Annotated in this window: 14 protein-coding genes; 12 read left to right on the top strand and 2 right to left on the bottom strand. The window is 49.3% G+C overall.

Features of this window, described 5'->3' with window-relative positions:
• The first annotated feature begins 3 nt into the window (after positions 1–3).
• Genes AC0YN3_RS04810 through AC0YN3_RS04790 form a run of 5 tightly spaced genes read left to right on the top strand, consistent with a single transcriptional unit; the run spans position 4 to position 5,363 of the window.
• Complete coding sequence (locus AC0YN3_RS04810; RefSeq protein WP_475773949.1) at positions 4–987, top strand: phosphotransferase; 984 nt, start codon at positions 4–6, stop codon at positions 985–987.
• Positions 984–1,907 (top strand): polysaccharide deacetylase family protein, encoded by a 924-nt coding sequence (locus AC0YN3_RS04805; protein WP_475773948.1) that lies wholly within the window; start codon positions 984–986, stop codon positions 1,905–1,907. Before AC0YN3_RS04810 ends, AC0YN3_RS04805 begins: the two co-directional genes overlap by 4 nt.
• A gap of 15 nt (positions 1,908–1,922) precedes the next feature.
• A complete protein-coding gene (locus AC0YN3_RS04800) occupies positions 1,923–2,882 on the top strand; it encodes an AAA family ATPase (RefSeq protein WP_475773947.1) in 960 nt (319 codons plus the stop codon).
• A gap of 10 nt (positions 2,883–2,892) precedes the next feature.
• Positions 2,893–4,035, top strand: a complete 1,143-nt coding sequence (locus tag AC0YN3_RS04795) for a DUF58 domain-containing protein (RefSeq protein WP_475773946.1) — start codon at positions 2,893–2,895, stop codon at positions 4,033–4,035.
• Complete coding sequence (locus AC0YN3_RS04790; protein ID WP_475773945.1) at positions 4,032–5,363, top strand: DUF4129 domain-containing protein; 1,332 nt, start codon at positions 4,032–4,034, stop codon at positions 5,361–5,363. The genes AC0YN3_RS04795 and AC0YN3_RS04790 overlap by 4 nt, the downstream gene beginning before the upstream one ends.
• Before the next feature lie 120 nt (positions 5,364–5,483).
• Here the strand turns inward: AC0YN3_RS04790 and AC0YN3_RS04785 are convergent, their stop codons facing one another.
• Together AC0YN3_RS04785 and AC0YN3_RS04780 are read right to left on the bottom strand one after the other, a co-directional pair.
• Positions 5,484–6,851, bottom strand: coding sequence for an NtaA/DmoA family FMN-dependent monooxygenase (locus AC0YN3_RS04785; RefSeq protein WP_475773944.1), 1,368 nt, complete (start codon positions 6,849–6,851; stop codon positions 5,484–5,486).
• A 132-nt stretch (positions 6,852–6,983) separates the two neighbouring features.
• Complete coding sequence (locus tag AC0YN3_RS04780) at positions 6,984–7,874, bottom strand: LysR family transcriptional regulator (RefSeq protein WP_475773943.1); 891 nt, start codon at positions 7,872–7,874, stop codon at positions 6,984–6,986.
• Between the two features lie 153 nt (positions 7,875–8,027).
• On the opposite strand from AC0YN3_RS04780, the gene AC0YN3_RS04775 reads away from it, so the two are divergent.
• The 7 genes from AC0YN3_RS04775 to AC0YN3_RS04745 all read left to right on the top strand — a co-directional run bounded on the left by AC0YN3_RS04775 (position 8,028) and on the right by AC0YN3_RS04745 (position 15,564).
• Positions 8,028–8,690 carry a carboxymuconolactone decarboxylase family protein gene (locus tag AC0YN3_RS04775; RefSeq protein WP_475773942.1) on the top strand — a complete coding sequence of 221 codons (663 nt, stop codon included), beginning with the start codon at positions 8,028–8,030 and terminating at the stop codon, positions 8,688–8,690.
• Positions 8,691–8,713: 23 nt separating this feature from the next.
• Entirely contained in the window at positions 8,714–9,904 is a 1,191-nt protein-coding gene (locus tag AC0YN3_RS04770; RefSeq protein WP_475773941.1) for an amidohydrolase, read from the top strand.
• 141 nt (positions 9,905–10,045) lie between these two features.
• Positions 10,046–11,656, top strand: a complete 1,611-nt coding sequence (locus tag AC0YN3_RS04765; protein ID WP_475773940.1) for an ABC transporter substrate-binding protein — start codon at positions 10,046–10,048, stop codon at positions 11,654–11,656.
• Positions 11,657–12,601, top strand: a complete 945-nt coding sequence (locus AC0YN3_RS04760; RefSeq protein ID WP_475773939.1) for an ABC transporter permease — start codon at positions 11,657–11,659, stop codon at positions 12,599–12,601.
• 21 nt (positions 12,602–12,622) lie between these two features.
• Positions 12,623–13,561, top strand: a complete 939-nt coding sequence (locus AC0YN3_RS04755; protein ID WP_475773938.1) for an ABC transporter permease — start codon at positions 12,623–12,625, stop codon at positions 13,559–13,561.
• 14 nt (positions 13,562–13,575) lie between these two features.
• A complete protein-coding gene (locus AC0YN3_RS04750) occupies positions 13,576–14,574 on the top strand; it encodes an ABC transporter ATP-binding protein (RefSeq protein ID WP_475773937.1) in 999 nt (332 codons plus the stop codon).
• Positions 14,575–14,577: 3 nt separating this feature from the next.
• Complete coding sequence (locus AC0YN3_RS04745; protein ID WP_475773936.1) at positions 14,578–15,564, top strand: ABC transporter ATP-binding protein; 987 nt, start codon at positions 14,578–14,580, stop codon at positions 15,562–15,564.

Genomic DNA, 15,564 nt, shown 5'->3' with positions numbered 1-15,564 from the left:
AGCTTGAATGACGATATCAATTTTACCGTCTACTTGAATGAATTTCATTTCCCCGAGCCGTATGAGGTCAAACAACGCGATAGCGGAATGAATAATACGACTCGGGTTATTTGGTCGGGCAATGAAAGATACGCGTTCCGTATTTATAACAACCATAAAGATGTCGAAATCGTGAGGCTGGAGCAAGAGGTGCTATCGGCTCTTGCACTGCAATCCCTTCCATTTCAAATTCCCGTTCCTGTTCGAAATAAGCGGGGAGACACGTTGAGCATAGCAGAGGATGGCACGCTGTCGGCATTGTTTCATTATATAGACGGAGACAGACCGACAGCGTCAAATCCCGAACACGTCTATGCGCTTGGACAAACTGCAGCTCTGCTTGCCAATGCGTTGGAAGCGATCAAGCCTGACCGTTTGCCGCTATATAGCCCTTATTATGAGCTCGAGAAAACATATGCGGCGATGGATGAAGCTGCCTTTCTCTCGATGGCTGATCGGTCTGAGGCGTTAAGGGCTAGAAGCACAGGCTTCGAGTACTTGCAGCAGGAGCGGAATCTGCTAAAAGCCGTATGCGTTGAGCTCGAAGGCTGGCCCACACAATGGATTCATGGCGATTTGGTATTCAACAATACCGTTTCGCGGGACAATGCCATTATCGGAGTGCTCGATTTTGAATTCGCTACCATGGATGTAAGGGCGATGGAGCTCGCTGTTATTATCGTAGACCTGCTCAAACCGGAAGATGCTGCGTTGAAATTGAAAATACGGCACCTTGTTAAAGGTTATGAGAGCATTTGCCCGTTAACTGCGGAGGAGCAGGAGCTCCTGCCCCGATTAATGAAGCTTAGGCTGCTGGATGTTGCTTTGCACTTCGCGGTTCGGTTTAGAGACGGTCTGGATAAAGATGATGTCCTTTGCCGGATTGTCGACCAATCCGTATTCGGATGCAAATGGATCACTGAAAATTGGGAGGATGGAATCGCATGAGTTTGGCAAAGGCACTCGGATATGGCGAGAATGAGAAGCTTCTGCTCGTAAATGCAGACGACTATGGATTATGCCATTCGGTTAACAAAGGCATTCAGCAGTTATTGCTGGAAGAAACGGTAAGCTCGGCAACGCTAATGATGCCATGCGCTTGGGCGAGAGAAGCAGCGCTTTGGAGCGCAAGGCATCCGCATTTGGACGTAGGCGTCCATTTTACGCTTACTAGCGAGTGGGATTCGTACCGGTGGGGTCCCGTTAATCGCAAAGGCGCAACGGATTCCTTAGTGACGAATGAAAATTATTTTCCAAAAGATTGCAAAACGTTTGAGCAGCAAGCAGATAGCCAGCAAGTAAAGGCGGAGCTAATCGCTCAGGTAGAAATGGCCTTGGCCATGGGGATGAAGCCTTCGCATGCCGACAATCATATGGGCAGCTTGTATGGACTCGCAACCGGAAGGCATTTTCTGCCTGAAGTGCTTGATGTATGCGCTTCCTATGGCCTTCCATTCCGCTTGCCAAGGTTTTTGCTTCAGGAGAACGGTCAGATCGCTCCGCCAGAGCTTGCCGAGCAGGCGAAGCAGCTTGCACAGCTTGCGGATTCAAAAGGAGTCGTCATTCTAGACTATTTAGTCGGTCTTCCTTTTCATATGCAGGACGGTGAGGATTTCGATTCGTTGAAGACCGGCATGCAGCAGCTATTGCGAAGTCTGCACGCTGGGGTAACCGAACTGATTATACACCCGTCTTTGGTTACGGAGGAGCTGAATGCTTTTCACGGGCAGCCGTTAAAGAGGGGAATGGAGCTGGAGCTGTTCCGTGACCCGGCGATCAAGCAGACGCTTCAAGACGAAGGGATTCGCATGATTCGCTGGCGCGAGCTGCAGAAGCTGCAGCGCGAACGCACTGGCTTTAAAACATAATAAGGGAGCTGAACCATGCCATTCCAAGCGATCAAACAACTTGCCGAACAGGTAAAGCTAAATATCGGGCGCGTAATCATCGGTAAAGAGGACGTTGTTGATTTATTGCTTATTGGACTCATAACCTCTGGACATGTTTTGCTTGAAGACGTGCCTGGAACGGGAAAAACACTGCTTGCGAAATCCCTTTCCAAGTCGCTTGATCTTACTTTTAGACGCATTCAGTTTACGCCCGATTTGCTGCCATCCGACTTGAGCGGCATCCATTTCTATAATCAAAAGCTTAGTGAATTTGAATTCCGCGCCGGGCCCTTGTTCACGAATTTGCTCCTAGCTGATGAAATCAACCGGGCAACGCCGCGTACGCAGTCCAGCTTGCTTGAATGCATGGAAGAGAGGCAAATAAGCATCGATGGGGAGACGAAGCTGCTTTCGCGTCCATTTATGGTCATTGCCACTCAGAATCCGATTGAGAACCAAGGGACCTTTCCTTTGCCGGAAGCGCAGCTGGACCGGTTCTTGTTCAAAATTAAAATGGGTTATCCGACTACTGAGGAAGGCCTGCAGCTGCTTAAACGTTTTAAGTCGAATGATCCGCTTGCCGAGCTCAACGCCGTGGCGGGTATTGATCTGATTCACCAAGCGCAGCAAGCTTATTCAGCGGTTAAGGTAACAGATGATGTGCTCCACTATTTGCTGCAAATCGTAGAGCACACACGCAAGCGGGATGAGGTTACGGTAGGCGTTAGCCCAAGGGGAAGCCAGGCGCTGCTTCGTGCTTCCCAGGTTCATGCGATTCTCCGCGGACGAGACTTTGTTACGCCCGATGATATCAAAGCAATGGCCAAGCCCGTTCTGGCACATCGCTTGGCTATTCGCGGGATGCAGCGCGGTGCGAATCAAGCAGACCTGATTATCGATGAAATTATTCGTTTGACCGCGGTGCCTGCGGAAGCCGGCGTTGCGGCACAGTAGGCGGAGCTAGATGATTTTATTCTGGTTTATCGTAGCTGCCATATTCATTCTCGGATTGCAAAGCCGATTGTTTCAACGGTTTGTGCTGCGCCATATGAAATATGAACGTCGCTTCACTTCAAAGACTTGCTATGGCGGCGAACAGGTGGAATTGGTTGAAGAGATGGCCAATGCGAAGTGGCTGCCGGTTCCGTGGCTTCGCGTCGAATCGCAGCTGTCCACGCACCTGCATTTCAAGCAGCAAGAAAATCTCACGGTAAGCAGCGGCCAGCTTTATCAGAATCATAAAAGCTTCTTCACGCTTCCGCCTTACACGAAGATTAGGCGAACTCACCGCATTACGTGCGCAAAGCGCGGGTGGTATAAGCTTCAAACGGTTACGCTCACCGGGGGGGATCTGCTTGGTATGTCGCATGCTTCCGAGCAAATTGCGCTTCATGGCGAGCTTCTTGTATATCCGAAGCCGGCAGAGGTACCTGTCCATGAGCTGCCCTACCACAGCTGGCAAGGAGATCAATCGGTTAGCCGATGGATTATAAATGACCCTTTTATCATTGCGGGCGTCCGTAATTATCAAGCAGGCGATACTTTTAAGCAAATCAATTGGAAAGCAACCGCCAAGACTGGCGATCTGCAAGTGCATCAATATGATTTCACGGCTGACCGCAGGCTGATGGTCTATTTAAATGTCGATGATGCCGAAGGAATGTGGCGGAGCGTGACGGATCTCCAGCTTATCGAGCGTGGCATAGAATGGGCAGCAGGCGCGGCAGAAGCCGTTATCCGACAAGGCATGGAGGTCGGCTTTGCAGCGAACATGCCGGTCATGGGAACGAATGAGAGCATTCATATTGAGCCAAGAGGCGGGAACGAGCATTTACTCGGTATTTTCGAAGGCATGGCCAAGCTGGAAATCGAACGTACAGAGCTATTCCATCATTTGATAGAGCGCGAAGCACGGAGCGGCTACAGTGAACGCGATGTTCTGATGATTACCGCTTATTGGAATGAAGAGCTGGAGCTTCAAGCAGACCGACTCCGATACAATGGAAACGCGGTTGCGGTATGGCTGTTGACCGACCAAGCCTTTGATGAAAGCAAGAACGACGAACTAGCGACATCTTCAGCCGAGAGGAAAGAGGTGCCTGCGTGAGGACGTCCCATGCATTTAAATTTTTAGGACAAGGCATAGTTGAATTATTATTCTATTTGCCAATCGTACTTATTGCTGCTGTATATCTTTTGCCTGAACCAACGATTTGGCTTTGGATAGTGACGTTTCCATTAGGTTACCTTGCAGGCTCTTTGGCCATTAAGAAACGAGCAAGCATGCGTTATGGAGCCAGACTTTTGCTGGCTGTTGCGATAGGCTGCGCGCAAGGATCGCTGGCTATATTATCAGGCGGAGATTCTGTCATACTTGCGTTTTCGGTAGCTGCAATCCTTTCTTCCATTATGGTGTTCAGAGGCATGAGCGGCCAGCTGAAAGGCTGGACAGCTTCGTTTCCCAATACGCAAATGCTAGTAGGCGTAATCATGTATGTAGCCATACAGCCTTTAAAGCTTATGGTTTTCAAAAAGCTCATCCCTCTTAACGGTTTATTAATCGTCTGCGGCATCGTTTGCGTTATCCTTTTTTTCTTCTTTGCGAACGAGCGCCATCTGAATAGCGAGACCTCCGAAATGGGCAAATCATCGGCAACGGTTACGTTTAAGCGCCAAAACAGGATCATGATGATTGTCATTGTCTTATTAATCGCCATCATCACCTTGTTCCGGCAAATCCAGCACGCGATCGAGCGATTCTTTCATCAGATTGCCGATCTCATCATGAACTGGCTTAACCGTCCGAAGGAGGAAACGGCTCCAGCAGAGCAGCTGCCTGATGCGGCACCTCCACAGATGCCCGTCGAAGAGATTAAGCCTCCTTCCGATTGGATGCTGCTATTAGAGCAGATTGCCAAAATAGTAGGGATCGTGCTTGCCATAGCGGCTGCTTGCATTCTTATCTATTTTATTGCCAAAAAGGTCATCAAGTGGGTACGTCTTCTGATCGCCAAGCTGCAGGAGCGCGGAGCTGAAAATCGCGGCAATAATGGTGGCTACATCGATGAGGTTGAGAAGTTAACGTCATTAAACAATTGGCGTGAACAGCTCGGAAACGAGCTGAAGAAACGTTTCCAGAAAAAACGAAATTTTGCCGAGGAGTGGGACGAACTGTCCACGAATGCGGAAAAAATCAGATTTCTGTATGCCCGTTATGTGAGGGCAGGCACTCAGCAAGGATATGTTGCAAAAGCGCATCTAACGCCTAGGGAAACGGCCGAGGAGCTGGCTGAGTGGCAGGCAGGGAAGCTGGATACAGGCGGATTAAAGCAGCTCGTTGAGGTGTATGAAGAGGTGCGGTATGGAGATAAAAGCGCAAAGGACGAGTTGGTTGACCGATTAAAGCAGCCTTTCGTTAAAAACAGCAAAGAATAAAACGGCGATGACAGCGGTTGAACGTTGAAACCGTTTTCGGTTAACATGGCAAGGAATCAAAAAAGCGAGCCAGCATCGATAGCTGGTTCGCTTTTTTATGGAGAAGCTTAAGGGAATAGTTTACTCGCCGTCTTTCTTTCGGAATCGGGCGCCTGGATGCGTGCGCGGCAATTTGGTTTTCCCAGCACCGAACAAACGCTCGCGCAAGCTATCTTCCTCATAAGCCGTACGAAACATGCTTCTACGCTGCAGCTCGGGCACGACGTAGTCAACGAAATCAGTAATGGTTCCAGGCAATAGGTAGCGTTCAAGATTGAACCCATCAATGCCCGTGTGCTCAACCCATTGCTGCATCTGGTCGACAATTGTGGCCGCATCGCCGCATAAAGTTATTCCGCGAAACTCCTTCTCCGCGAATTGATCCGCAACCTCCCGAACGGTCAACGTTTTTTCTTGATGCTTCGTAAAACGTTCAGTATGTGTACGACCCTGCTCGGGATTGAAGTTCCCAAAATCGGATTCCGGGTGGAGAGCGGTTAGATCAATCCCAGTTGCATTCTCGTAGGTAAGCAGTGCAGCCTCCCGGCTTCTATAGGCTTTAAAGGATTCAAGCTTCTCGATGGCTTGCTCAGTCGTCTCGCCGACAATGGCTGATAAACCAGTAAATATTTTAATATCATCCGCTTGGCGGCCATAATTCATAGCACGGCGGCGTATATCCTCAACCTGCCTTTTCAACGCATCCATGGTTGGCGCTTTGAGAAATACGCCTTCCGCATGCTTGGCGGCAAAATCCCGTCCCCGATCAGAGCTTCCTGCTTGGAAAAGAACAGGAGTACGCTGAATGGAAGGCTCACAGGCATGGGAAGCCGTAACGTTGAAATACTTGCCTTCATGGGAAATAAGCTTAACCTTGGAAGAGTCAGCGTAGCGGCGTTGCTCGCGATTGGCATGAATGGCCTCATCCTCCCAGCTTTCTTCGAATAGACGATAGCTGATCTCAAGAAATTCCTCGGCTTGATCATAACGCTCTTCATGGGAGAGCGTCGTATCCCTTCCAAAGCATGCCGCTCCTGCTTTGCCGCCGGCAGCCACTACATTCCAGCCGATTCGCCCATTAGTCAAATGATCGAGCGTGGAAAAGCGACGGGCATTCGCATAAGGCGCCTCATAGGTAGGTGAAGCCGTAGTAATGAAAGCAAGATGCTTCGTGACGGCCGAGAGGGCAGAGATGCTTATCATTGGATCAAGCACGGGCGTATAGACGGCTTCACGGTAGGCAAGCTCAAGCTTATTCGTAGGATAGCCATAGGAATCCGCGAAAAAGATAAAATCGAATAATCCGCGTTCGCAAAGCTGAGCAATCTCGATCCAGAACGAAAGATCCTTATAACGCGTAGATTGGTTTTCTGGGTGAGACCAAGCACCTTGGGTCATTTGGTTAGGGGTTTGAATATCAAAGATGCCAATATGAATCTTTTTCATCATCTACCACTCCTGAACTGTTGGCTGGTATTACAGCGTAGTGTTCAGATCATATCGGAAAATAACAGCCTTGTATAATTGATAAAAGTAATAGATAAATTTAATATTTGTAATCGCACGAATAGCAACAGGTGCTTAAACCCCAACGAAAAGACGGCGTTTTATTTCATCCTTCAGATCGAGAGAGATTCGGCTCTGTGCATCCAAGTTCCGTTTTGTCAGTAAGCCGAGCGGAGGTCCGCTAAGCAAATCTTTAACTGTTTTGACGACCGTACCTGGAATTGGCGGCGTAACCGCGACCTCTGGAGATAACGCGATTCCCATGCCGGCTTGCACGAAATATTTAATCGCGTTGATTCCGGTAACTTCCATGCCTGCGTGACGCAATTGCCCAATCTGACTCGTAATCATCTCTTCGATACGGATACGGAAAGGGCATGTGCCAGGCGTAAATAGCATTTTTTCGTTTTTGAGATCCTGCAGACGGACCTCCTCTTTATCCGCAAGCGGATGATGGGCAGGAAGCAGCAAAGTAAATGTCTCTCGGAGTAGCGAATCGAATGCAAGCTCAATATGAGGCTCTGGCTGATTGCATAATGCAAAATCAATCTGATCCTCCAGCAGCATTCTAATCATATCGCGAGTGGAGCCGATTGAAACATTGACCTGCACCTTAGGTTTGGCAAGCGCGTACTCCGCTAGAATGGCGGGCAGCCGATTGCTTGCAGAAGGCTCCGTAGCCCCTAACCGTACGCTTCCCGCATCACCGTTAATAAAATCGCTTAATGTGTTGTTAAGCACATCGTATTCCTGAAGCAAGGAATCGGCACGTTCAAGAAACAAACGCCCCGCATTGGTCAATGTAATTGTTTTTCCTCTCTCGAACAATCGAACGCCGAGTTCCTCTTCGAGTTTTTTTATTTGAATGGTAATGGTAGGCTGCGAATATTGCAGGGCTTCCGCTGCGCGCTGAAAGCTGCCCAATTTCACGATGGTCTGAAATGCTTTGATTAGGCGTATTTCCACTCAGGTGCCCTCCGTCTCTTTAATAAACATAATCTGCCGGTTTACTATTTTCAATTATACAACGAGGCTAATATCTATTATGATAACAGAAGTTTCATAACTATTGAAAGAGGAATACTTGGTATTCCAATAAAACGTGGAGGTTTTTTAAAAATGTCTAACGAAAGTTTGTATGTCCGCCATAATCAAGCGTACTCCGCCAAGCTGTTTGCGTATGCGCCTGAGGCTTTCAAAGCATTCGGGGAATTCAATAAGCAGGCGCTGGCTGCCGGGAAGCTCACTGTAAAAACGAAAGAGCTGATCGCCGTAGCGGTCGCCCATATTACCGGATGTCCGTACTGCATAGAAGCCCATGTAACCAAAGCAAAGGATCAGAATGCGTCCCTTGAGGAATTGGTAGAATCGATTGTTGTAGCAACTGCCGTAAATGCGCATTCCGTATTTTACAATGCGATTAACGCTTTGAATGCTTATCACAGCACCGGCGCAGAGGAAGACTTATTCCCACGCAGCAACCTTGAGAAAATAGAGGATATAGAGAAGCTGAATGAAGCGCAATACACTTCCTTTACCGGATTTGTACACAATGCCCTCCAGCCAGGCCTGCTTACGGGGAAAGAAAAAATTCTCATCGCACTCGCATCGGCACATATTACCGGGAATGCGTACAGCATCGACATTTTCGCAAGACAAGCAAAAGAAGTGGGAACGACGCTTGAAGAGCTGTCTGAGACGATATTGGTTGCAACGGCGCTCAAGGCAGGATCCGCTCTTGCACATCGCGTTAATGCGCAGCAAGCGTTCGATCATAACTAATTCAGGTTAAGGAGGTTCTCCATATGAGTGATAAGCGTTTCGCATACGAGCAGCTGCCGGACTGGGTCGAGGATCAAGTCATTGGTTGGAGGAGATATTTGCATCAGCATCCCGAGCTGTCGTTTCACGAGCATGAAACAGCTGCCTTTGTTGAGAATACATTGCGGGAGATGGAAGGACTAGCGATTAGCAGGCCTACGCCAACAAGCGTTGTAGCCGTACTGAAAGGCGATCAGTTAGGACCGGTTATCGCTTTTCGCGCGGATATGGACGCTCTTCCGATTCGTGAGGAGAATACATTCGACTTTGCATCCAGTACGCCGGGAGTCATGCACGCCTGCGGACATGACGGCCATACGGCGATGCTGCTCGCTACGGCTAAATTACTGACTGAGAAGCGGGAATATTTGCGGGGGGAAATCCGGTTTATATTCCAGCATGCAGAGGAGCTTCCGCCCGGAGGCGCCATTGAGCTTGTCGAAGCTGGCGTATTGGACGGAGTCGACTATGCGTTCGGTGTCCATTTGGCATCCTTACTGCCGGTTGGGCAAATTGGCATCAGGCATGGCGAGATGATGGCTTCGCCTGATAATTTCACAATCGTAATTAAAGGTTATGGCGGACATGCGGGATATCCGCACAGAGCAGTCGATGTCATTACAGTCGGCACACAGCTAGTCGGTCATTTACAGCACATCGTGTCGAGGTTAACGGATCCACTAGAGCGGCTCGTCGTTTCCGTGACACAGTTCACAGCGGGCTCGTCCCATAACGTAATTCCTGATTCGGCTACGCTGAAAGGAACGGTTCGGAGCTTTAAACCTTCTGTGCGCCAAGAGGTGCCGGAGATCATTCGTAAAATGTCAGAGGGAATTGCTGCCTTATATGGCGCCACGGTTGAGGTTGGCTTCGTGTTTGGCTACGAGCCTGTCATAAATGATGAATGGCTGACGAATCTGGTACACGAAGCAGCCGTTGAGGTGGTTGGGCCAGATCTCGTCATTGCGACTCCACCCGGTATGGGAGGAGAAGACTTCTCTGCATACCAGCAGCGGGTGCCGGGAACTTTCGTCAATATCGGAGCTGGAAACGAAGCAGAGGGCATCGTTTTTCCGCATCACCATCCCAAGTTCACAATTGACGAATCGTCGTTGTTGACCGGAATCAAATTATTCCTGCAGGTAGCAGATAAGCTTCTGACAACGAAGGGCTAACAAATGACGATTATTAAAAAAAGTAAATTGACGTATTAAAACGTTGCAATGTACATTTCTTTGCTAATCGTTTATGATGGTTAAATATTAATCCTATAAAAACCATCGGATATATAAGGATTGAGACTAAGGGGGATTCATATGACAAAATTACGTCAATCAACAGCCATTATTTTATTGCTAAGCGCCTTACTGTTCGTATACGGATGCTCTAACAATAGCGGGGCATCCGGCACGAACAAGCCGGCTGACAGCAATGCGCAAGCGAGTAACCTAGCCGCAGAGGCGGCAGGCGAGAAGGAGCTGAAGTACGCGTTAGGACAAGCGGTATCCACGCTTGATCCGCATTTATCGGTAGGCGGAAGCAACGGCGCGGTCATTCTTAACATTTTTGAAGGATTGTATGCCTTTAACGCTAAGCTTGAGCCAGTCCCGATGCTTGCGGAATCTACCGATGTCAGCGACGACGGAAAAACCTATACGTTTCATTTGCGCCAAGGCATCAAGTTCCACAATGGCAAGGAGATGAAAGCCGAGGATGCTGCCGCTTCATTGAACCGATGGAAGGAGAAAGCGCCGCGCGCGAAAAATTCCTTCGGAGACTCTTCATTTGAGGTCGTTGACGATTACACGGTTACGCTAAAATTGAGCGCTCCCCAAAATGATACTCTCGCTCAACTGAGCCATGTACTTAATTTTGCAGCCATTATGCCAAAAGAAGCTGTCGATAGTGCCGCACCGGAAGGAATAACCGAATTTATCGGGACAGGCCCTTATAAATTCGTGGAATGGAAGAAGGATCAATATATCGATGTTGAAACCTTCGGCGATTATCAATCGGTTGCAGGTGAGCCGGACGGCTTCTCAGGGAAAAAGGAACCGCAGATCGAGAAGCTGCGTTTCTCTCTAGTGACGGATACCGCTACACGGTTTAATTCGTTTCTGACAGGCGAATACAGCTTTGTGGATATCAGCCTAGACGACCTGCCTCAGGTTGAGGGGCAAGCAGGCATCGAAGTCATCAAGTCCATTTCGAGTGATTATAACGTGGTTTATAACAAAAAATCTCCGGTGTTTTCCAATTTGACTAACCGCCAAGCCGTTAATACGGCATTAAACGTCGAAGAAATTTTATTGGGCACCGTCTCAACGCCAGAGCTGTTTGAATTGAATTCAAGCTATATGTTCAAGGATAACGTTACTTGGCATTCCGAGGCTGGAAGCGACCAATATAATCTGAATAACCCGGAAAAGGCGAAAGAGCTTCTGCAGGAGTCAGGCTATGATGGACGGGAGATTGTCTTTCTGACTACGAAGGATCTAGGCGGGAAATTTTACAATGCTACGCTCGTCGTACAATCGCAATTGGAGAAGATCGGATTCAAAACAAGGGTCGACACGTACGATTACGCGACAATGCTGACAAAACGCGCGGATCAAGGCGTGTGGGACATATATGTTGGGGGCTTTACCGTACCGACGACACCATCTCAATTGCTTTATTTTAACCCTACCTATGGTTTTGCTGACGACGCAAAGCTAGCTGAATTGCTCAAGGCTTCAACGGCCGCTATTTCACCTGAAGAGATCAAAGCAGCCAATGACGCGCTGCAACAATACGCTTGGGAGTATTTGGCAGTATCCAAAATCGGAGATACCTTCACGTATTATGCCATTCGCGATGAGCTGCAAGGCTTGATTCTATATGCAGGATATCCGAATCTCGGCAATGTGAAGGTATTGAAATCTTAAATGCTTATCTTTATATGGAAACGGCTCCTTGCCTTGATACCGGTTGTCCTGGTGATGTCCGTCGTCGTTTTTCTGATTATTTATTTGATTCCGGGAGATCCCGCGCGAGTCATGCTGGGAGACGGTGCCGATGAATCGACGATTCAAGAGCTGAGAGAGCAGATGGGACTAGACTATCCGCTAGCAGAACAATACGGCCGATGGATATGGCATGCCGTTCAAGGAGATTTAGGACGATCCTTTTTTCTGCAGCAGCCTGTGTCTGCTGCCATTGCCGAACATCTGGCACCTACGCTGTCACTCGCGATTCTTGCCCAATTTATCGCTGTTCTGATTGCCATCCCGTTAGGCATAAGGGCAGCCGTAAACCGAGGCGGTGCTGCGGATAAAGTATTGAACGCCTATTCGCTGCTTGGCATTTCCGTTCCTGGTTTTCTGCTTAGTTTATTTTTCGTACTTATCTTTGCGGTCAAGCTCAAATGGCTTCCGGTTTCAGGGTATGTGCCCTTGCAGGATGGATTTGGCGATTTCTTAAGATACATGTTTCTTCCTTCGCTCTCGATCGGGATCGTTATGTCTTCGTTGACAGCGCGCATCGTGAAGGCATCCATGCTCGAGGTTCTAAACGAAGGGTTCGTGAAGACGGCATGGTCGAAGGGTCTAAGCCCGAATAAAATTATTTACAAACATGTGTTTCGCAATGCGCTTATCCCGGTATTGACCGTAATAGGCGGCTCATTCGGGACGCTGGTCGCTGGAGCGGCTGTCATTGAGTCTATTTTTAATATACCCGGTTTGGGACAAATGCTCGTACACGCTGTGGAACGGAGGGATTATGCCGTCATACAGGGCATGGTGCTTTTTATTGCCATCGTCTACGTAGCCGTCAATCTGATCGTGGATTTGCTGTATGCGGTTGTAGACCCACGCATCCGATTGCAATAAATAGGGCAACAGGAGGAATATATGTTGACAGATACAGCATGGGGTGTAAGAAAGCAGGACGCTCGCTTGAGGAGAATCATGAAATCCAAGCCGGTACGACGGTTTACTGCGAACCGTACCGCAGTCGTTGGCGGCTCGCTAATGTTTCTGCTCATAATGGCAAGTTTACTGTCGCCGTGGCTTGCCCGCTTCGAGCCTCAGGCTGTCGATGTCATTCAGCGGCTCAAACCGCCCAGTCTCACGCATTGGTTTGGTACGGACAATCTGGGCCGCGATGTATTCAGCAGAACGCTTAGCGGAATGGGTATTTCGATTCAAGTCGGATTAACTGTTGCCATAATCAGTTCCTCCGCCGGTCTAGCCATTGGCTTGTATTCCGCTTACTATCGGCGGCTGGAGCAAGTTCTGATGCGAATCATGGACGGAATATTTGCCTTTCCTGCAGTGCTGCTGGCAATGGCGATGATGGCTGCACTCGGGCCGAATGTTTCTAATTTGATTATTTGCCTGAGCATTGTTTTTATTCCGGCCGTTGCCCGCATCGTTCGCTCGTCCGCATTGGTCGTGAAAGAACAAACCTATATCGAGGCGATGCGGGCGATTGGCGCTTCCCGCATGCGGATTGTATGGCTGCACATCATGCCTGGCACGCTGCCTGCACTGATCGTACAAGGCTCTTTCGTATTCGCGGAATCCATCATCGTGGAAGCGGCACTCAGCTTTCTGGGAGCGGGCATTCCAGCACCGATGCCGAGTCTTGGCAATCTGCTCTCGGAAGGGAAAGCCTTCATTTACAATTCATGGTGGATGACCTTGTTTCCGGGGTTTGCACTTATCATATCGGTGCTCGCAATGAACTGGTTCGGTGATGGCCTCCGTGACATGCTAGACCCTTATGGCAAGACGAAGCGCAATCGCAGTGCCAAAAAAAGAAAAAATCGTGCTCATGCAGCATCTTGAAGGAGGCAGGTCCGTTGGCAAACGACAGCTTGCTGGACATTCATTTATTAAAAACAAGCTTTCATACTGAAGCTGGCACAGTCACGGCAGTCGATGGCGTCTCCCTAAAGATCGCAGCGGGAGAAATTGTTGGCATTGTAGGAGAATCAGGCTGCGGGAAAAGCGTCACCGCGCAGTCGATATTAAGACTGCTTGATGAGAAATCGTTAACGAGTTACCAAGGTGAAGTCAAATTTGACGGGGTTGACCTGCTCAAGCTGAGTCAGCGCCAAATGAGAAGCGTGCGCGGCAATGATATCTCCATGATCTTTCAAGATCCGCTAAGCTCATTGAATCCGCTCTTGACGATTGGCGAGCAAATTACCGAGACGATACGCACGCATCGCAAAACGAGCAGAAAAGCTGCATTGCTTGAAGCGGTTGGCCTGCTTCAGTTGACAGGCATTCCCTCACCGGAGCGTCGCGTGCATGAATATCCGCATCAGCTTTCCGGCGGTATGCGCCAACGCGTCATGATTGCGATAGCTTTGGCATGCAAACCTAAGCTGCTCATTGCCGATGAACCAACAACGGCACTTGACGTCACGATTCAGGCACAAATTATGGATTTACTGGTCAAGCTGAACAAAGAACTGGGAATGAGTGTGCTTCTGATCACACATGATCTTGGTGTCGTTGCGGAGGTATGCCACAAAGTGGCTGTCATGTACGCCGGCCAGATCGTCGAAACCGCGGACGTCGCAACGTTATTCAGCAATCCCCAACATCCGTATACAGCAGGCCTATTGCACTCCATTCCTCATATTGACCGCGATCGTTCTAAGCCGCTCGAGGCTGTGCGAGGATTTGTGCCTGCGCTGCATCAGCTACCAAAGGGCTGCCGCTTTGCTCCGCGCTGTCAACTTGCGGATGAACGATGCAAGACTGACTTGCCAGGGTTGGAGCCAAAGCCCGGCATAACCACTTTGGCACGCTGCTGGCATTCGGAAGCGCTAGTAAGGAAGGAGGCATGAGCCGTGACTGACCAGGTTGTTGAAATGCAATCGTTGACTATACTCAAGGTAAGCGGGCTTCGCAAGTATTATCCCTCGAAGCAGCAGGGAACATGGCGTTCTAAGCAGGTGAAGGCAGTTGATGATGTTTCCTTTCTGTTATATGAGGGAGAAACCTATGGTCTCGTCGGAGAATCCGGTTGCGGCAAAAGCACGCTGGGAAGGACGCTGCTCAGACTGACCGAACCAACGCAAGGCTCCACGGTTTACCAAGGGGAAGAATTGTTCGCCTTATCGGGCAAATCGTTGCAAGCTTACCGTAAGCAGCTGCAGATGGTGTTTCAAGATCCTTTTGCGTCGCTGCATCCGCGTAAAACCATCGGTTCCGCTCTCACTGAACCGTTAGTCATTCACCGGATCGGAACGCAAGAAGATCGTTATGCGCGCGTGTTAGACATGCTGCGGATCGTTGGTCTACAGCCTGATCATTATAACCGGCTTCCTCATGAGCTGTCCGGCGGGCAAAGGCAGCGCGTCGTATTGGCGCGAGCATTGATTCTTGAGCCGAAGCTGGTTATTTGCGATGAGCCGGTTTCGGCTTTGGATGTCATTATCCAAGCCCAAATTCTAAATCTGATGAAGCAGCTTCAGCAGGATCTCAAGCTAACGTATCTATTTATCGCGCATGACTTAGGCGTCGTTCGCCATATATCGGATCGGATCGGGGTCATGTATTTAGGGAAGCTCGTAGAAGAAGCGCCTACCGACGAGTTGTTCGCAAATCCGTTGCATCCTTATACGAGAGCACTGCTCTCCGCCGTTCCGAATCCGGATCCAAGCTCAAAACGGGAACGGGTATTGCTGGAGGGGGACATTCCATCTCCGCTGAATCCTCCGACAGGCTGTTCTTTTCATCCGCGCTGCCCGCTTGCGACTGAACGCTGCGGCAAGGAGCTTCCGTTAAAACGGCAGGTAGCGGCCAACCATTATGTGGCTTGTCATCTAGCCTGA

This window comes from Paenibacillus sp. J22R232, assembly GCF_056269165.1.
Note: the sequence above shows the minus strand (reverse complement) of the source record. Positions and strands in the feature narration are given on the sequence as shown.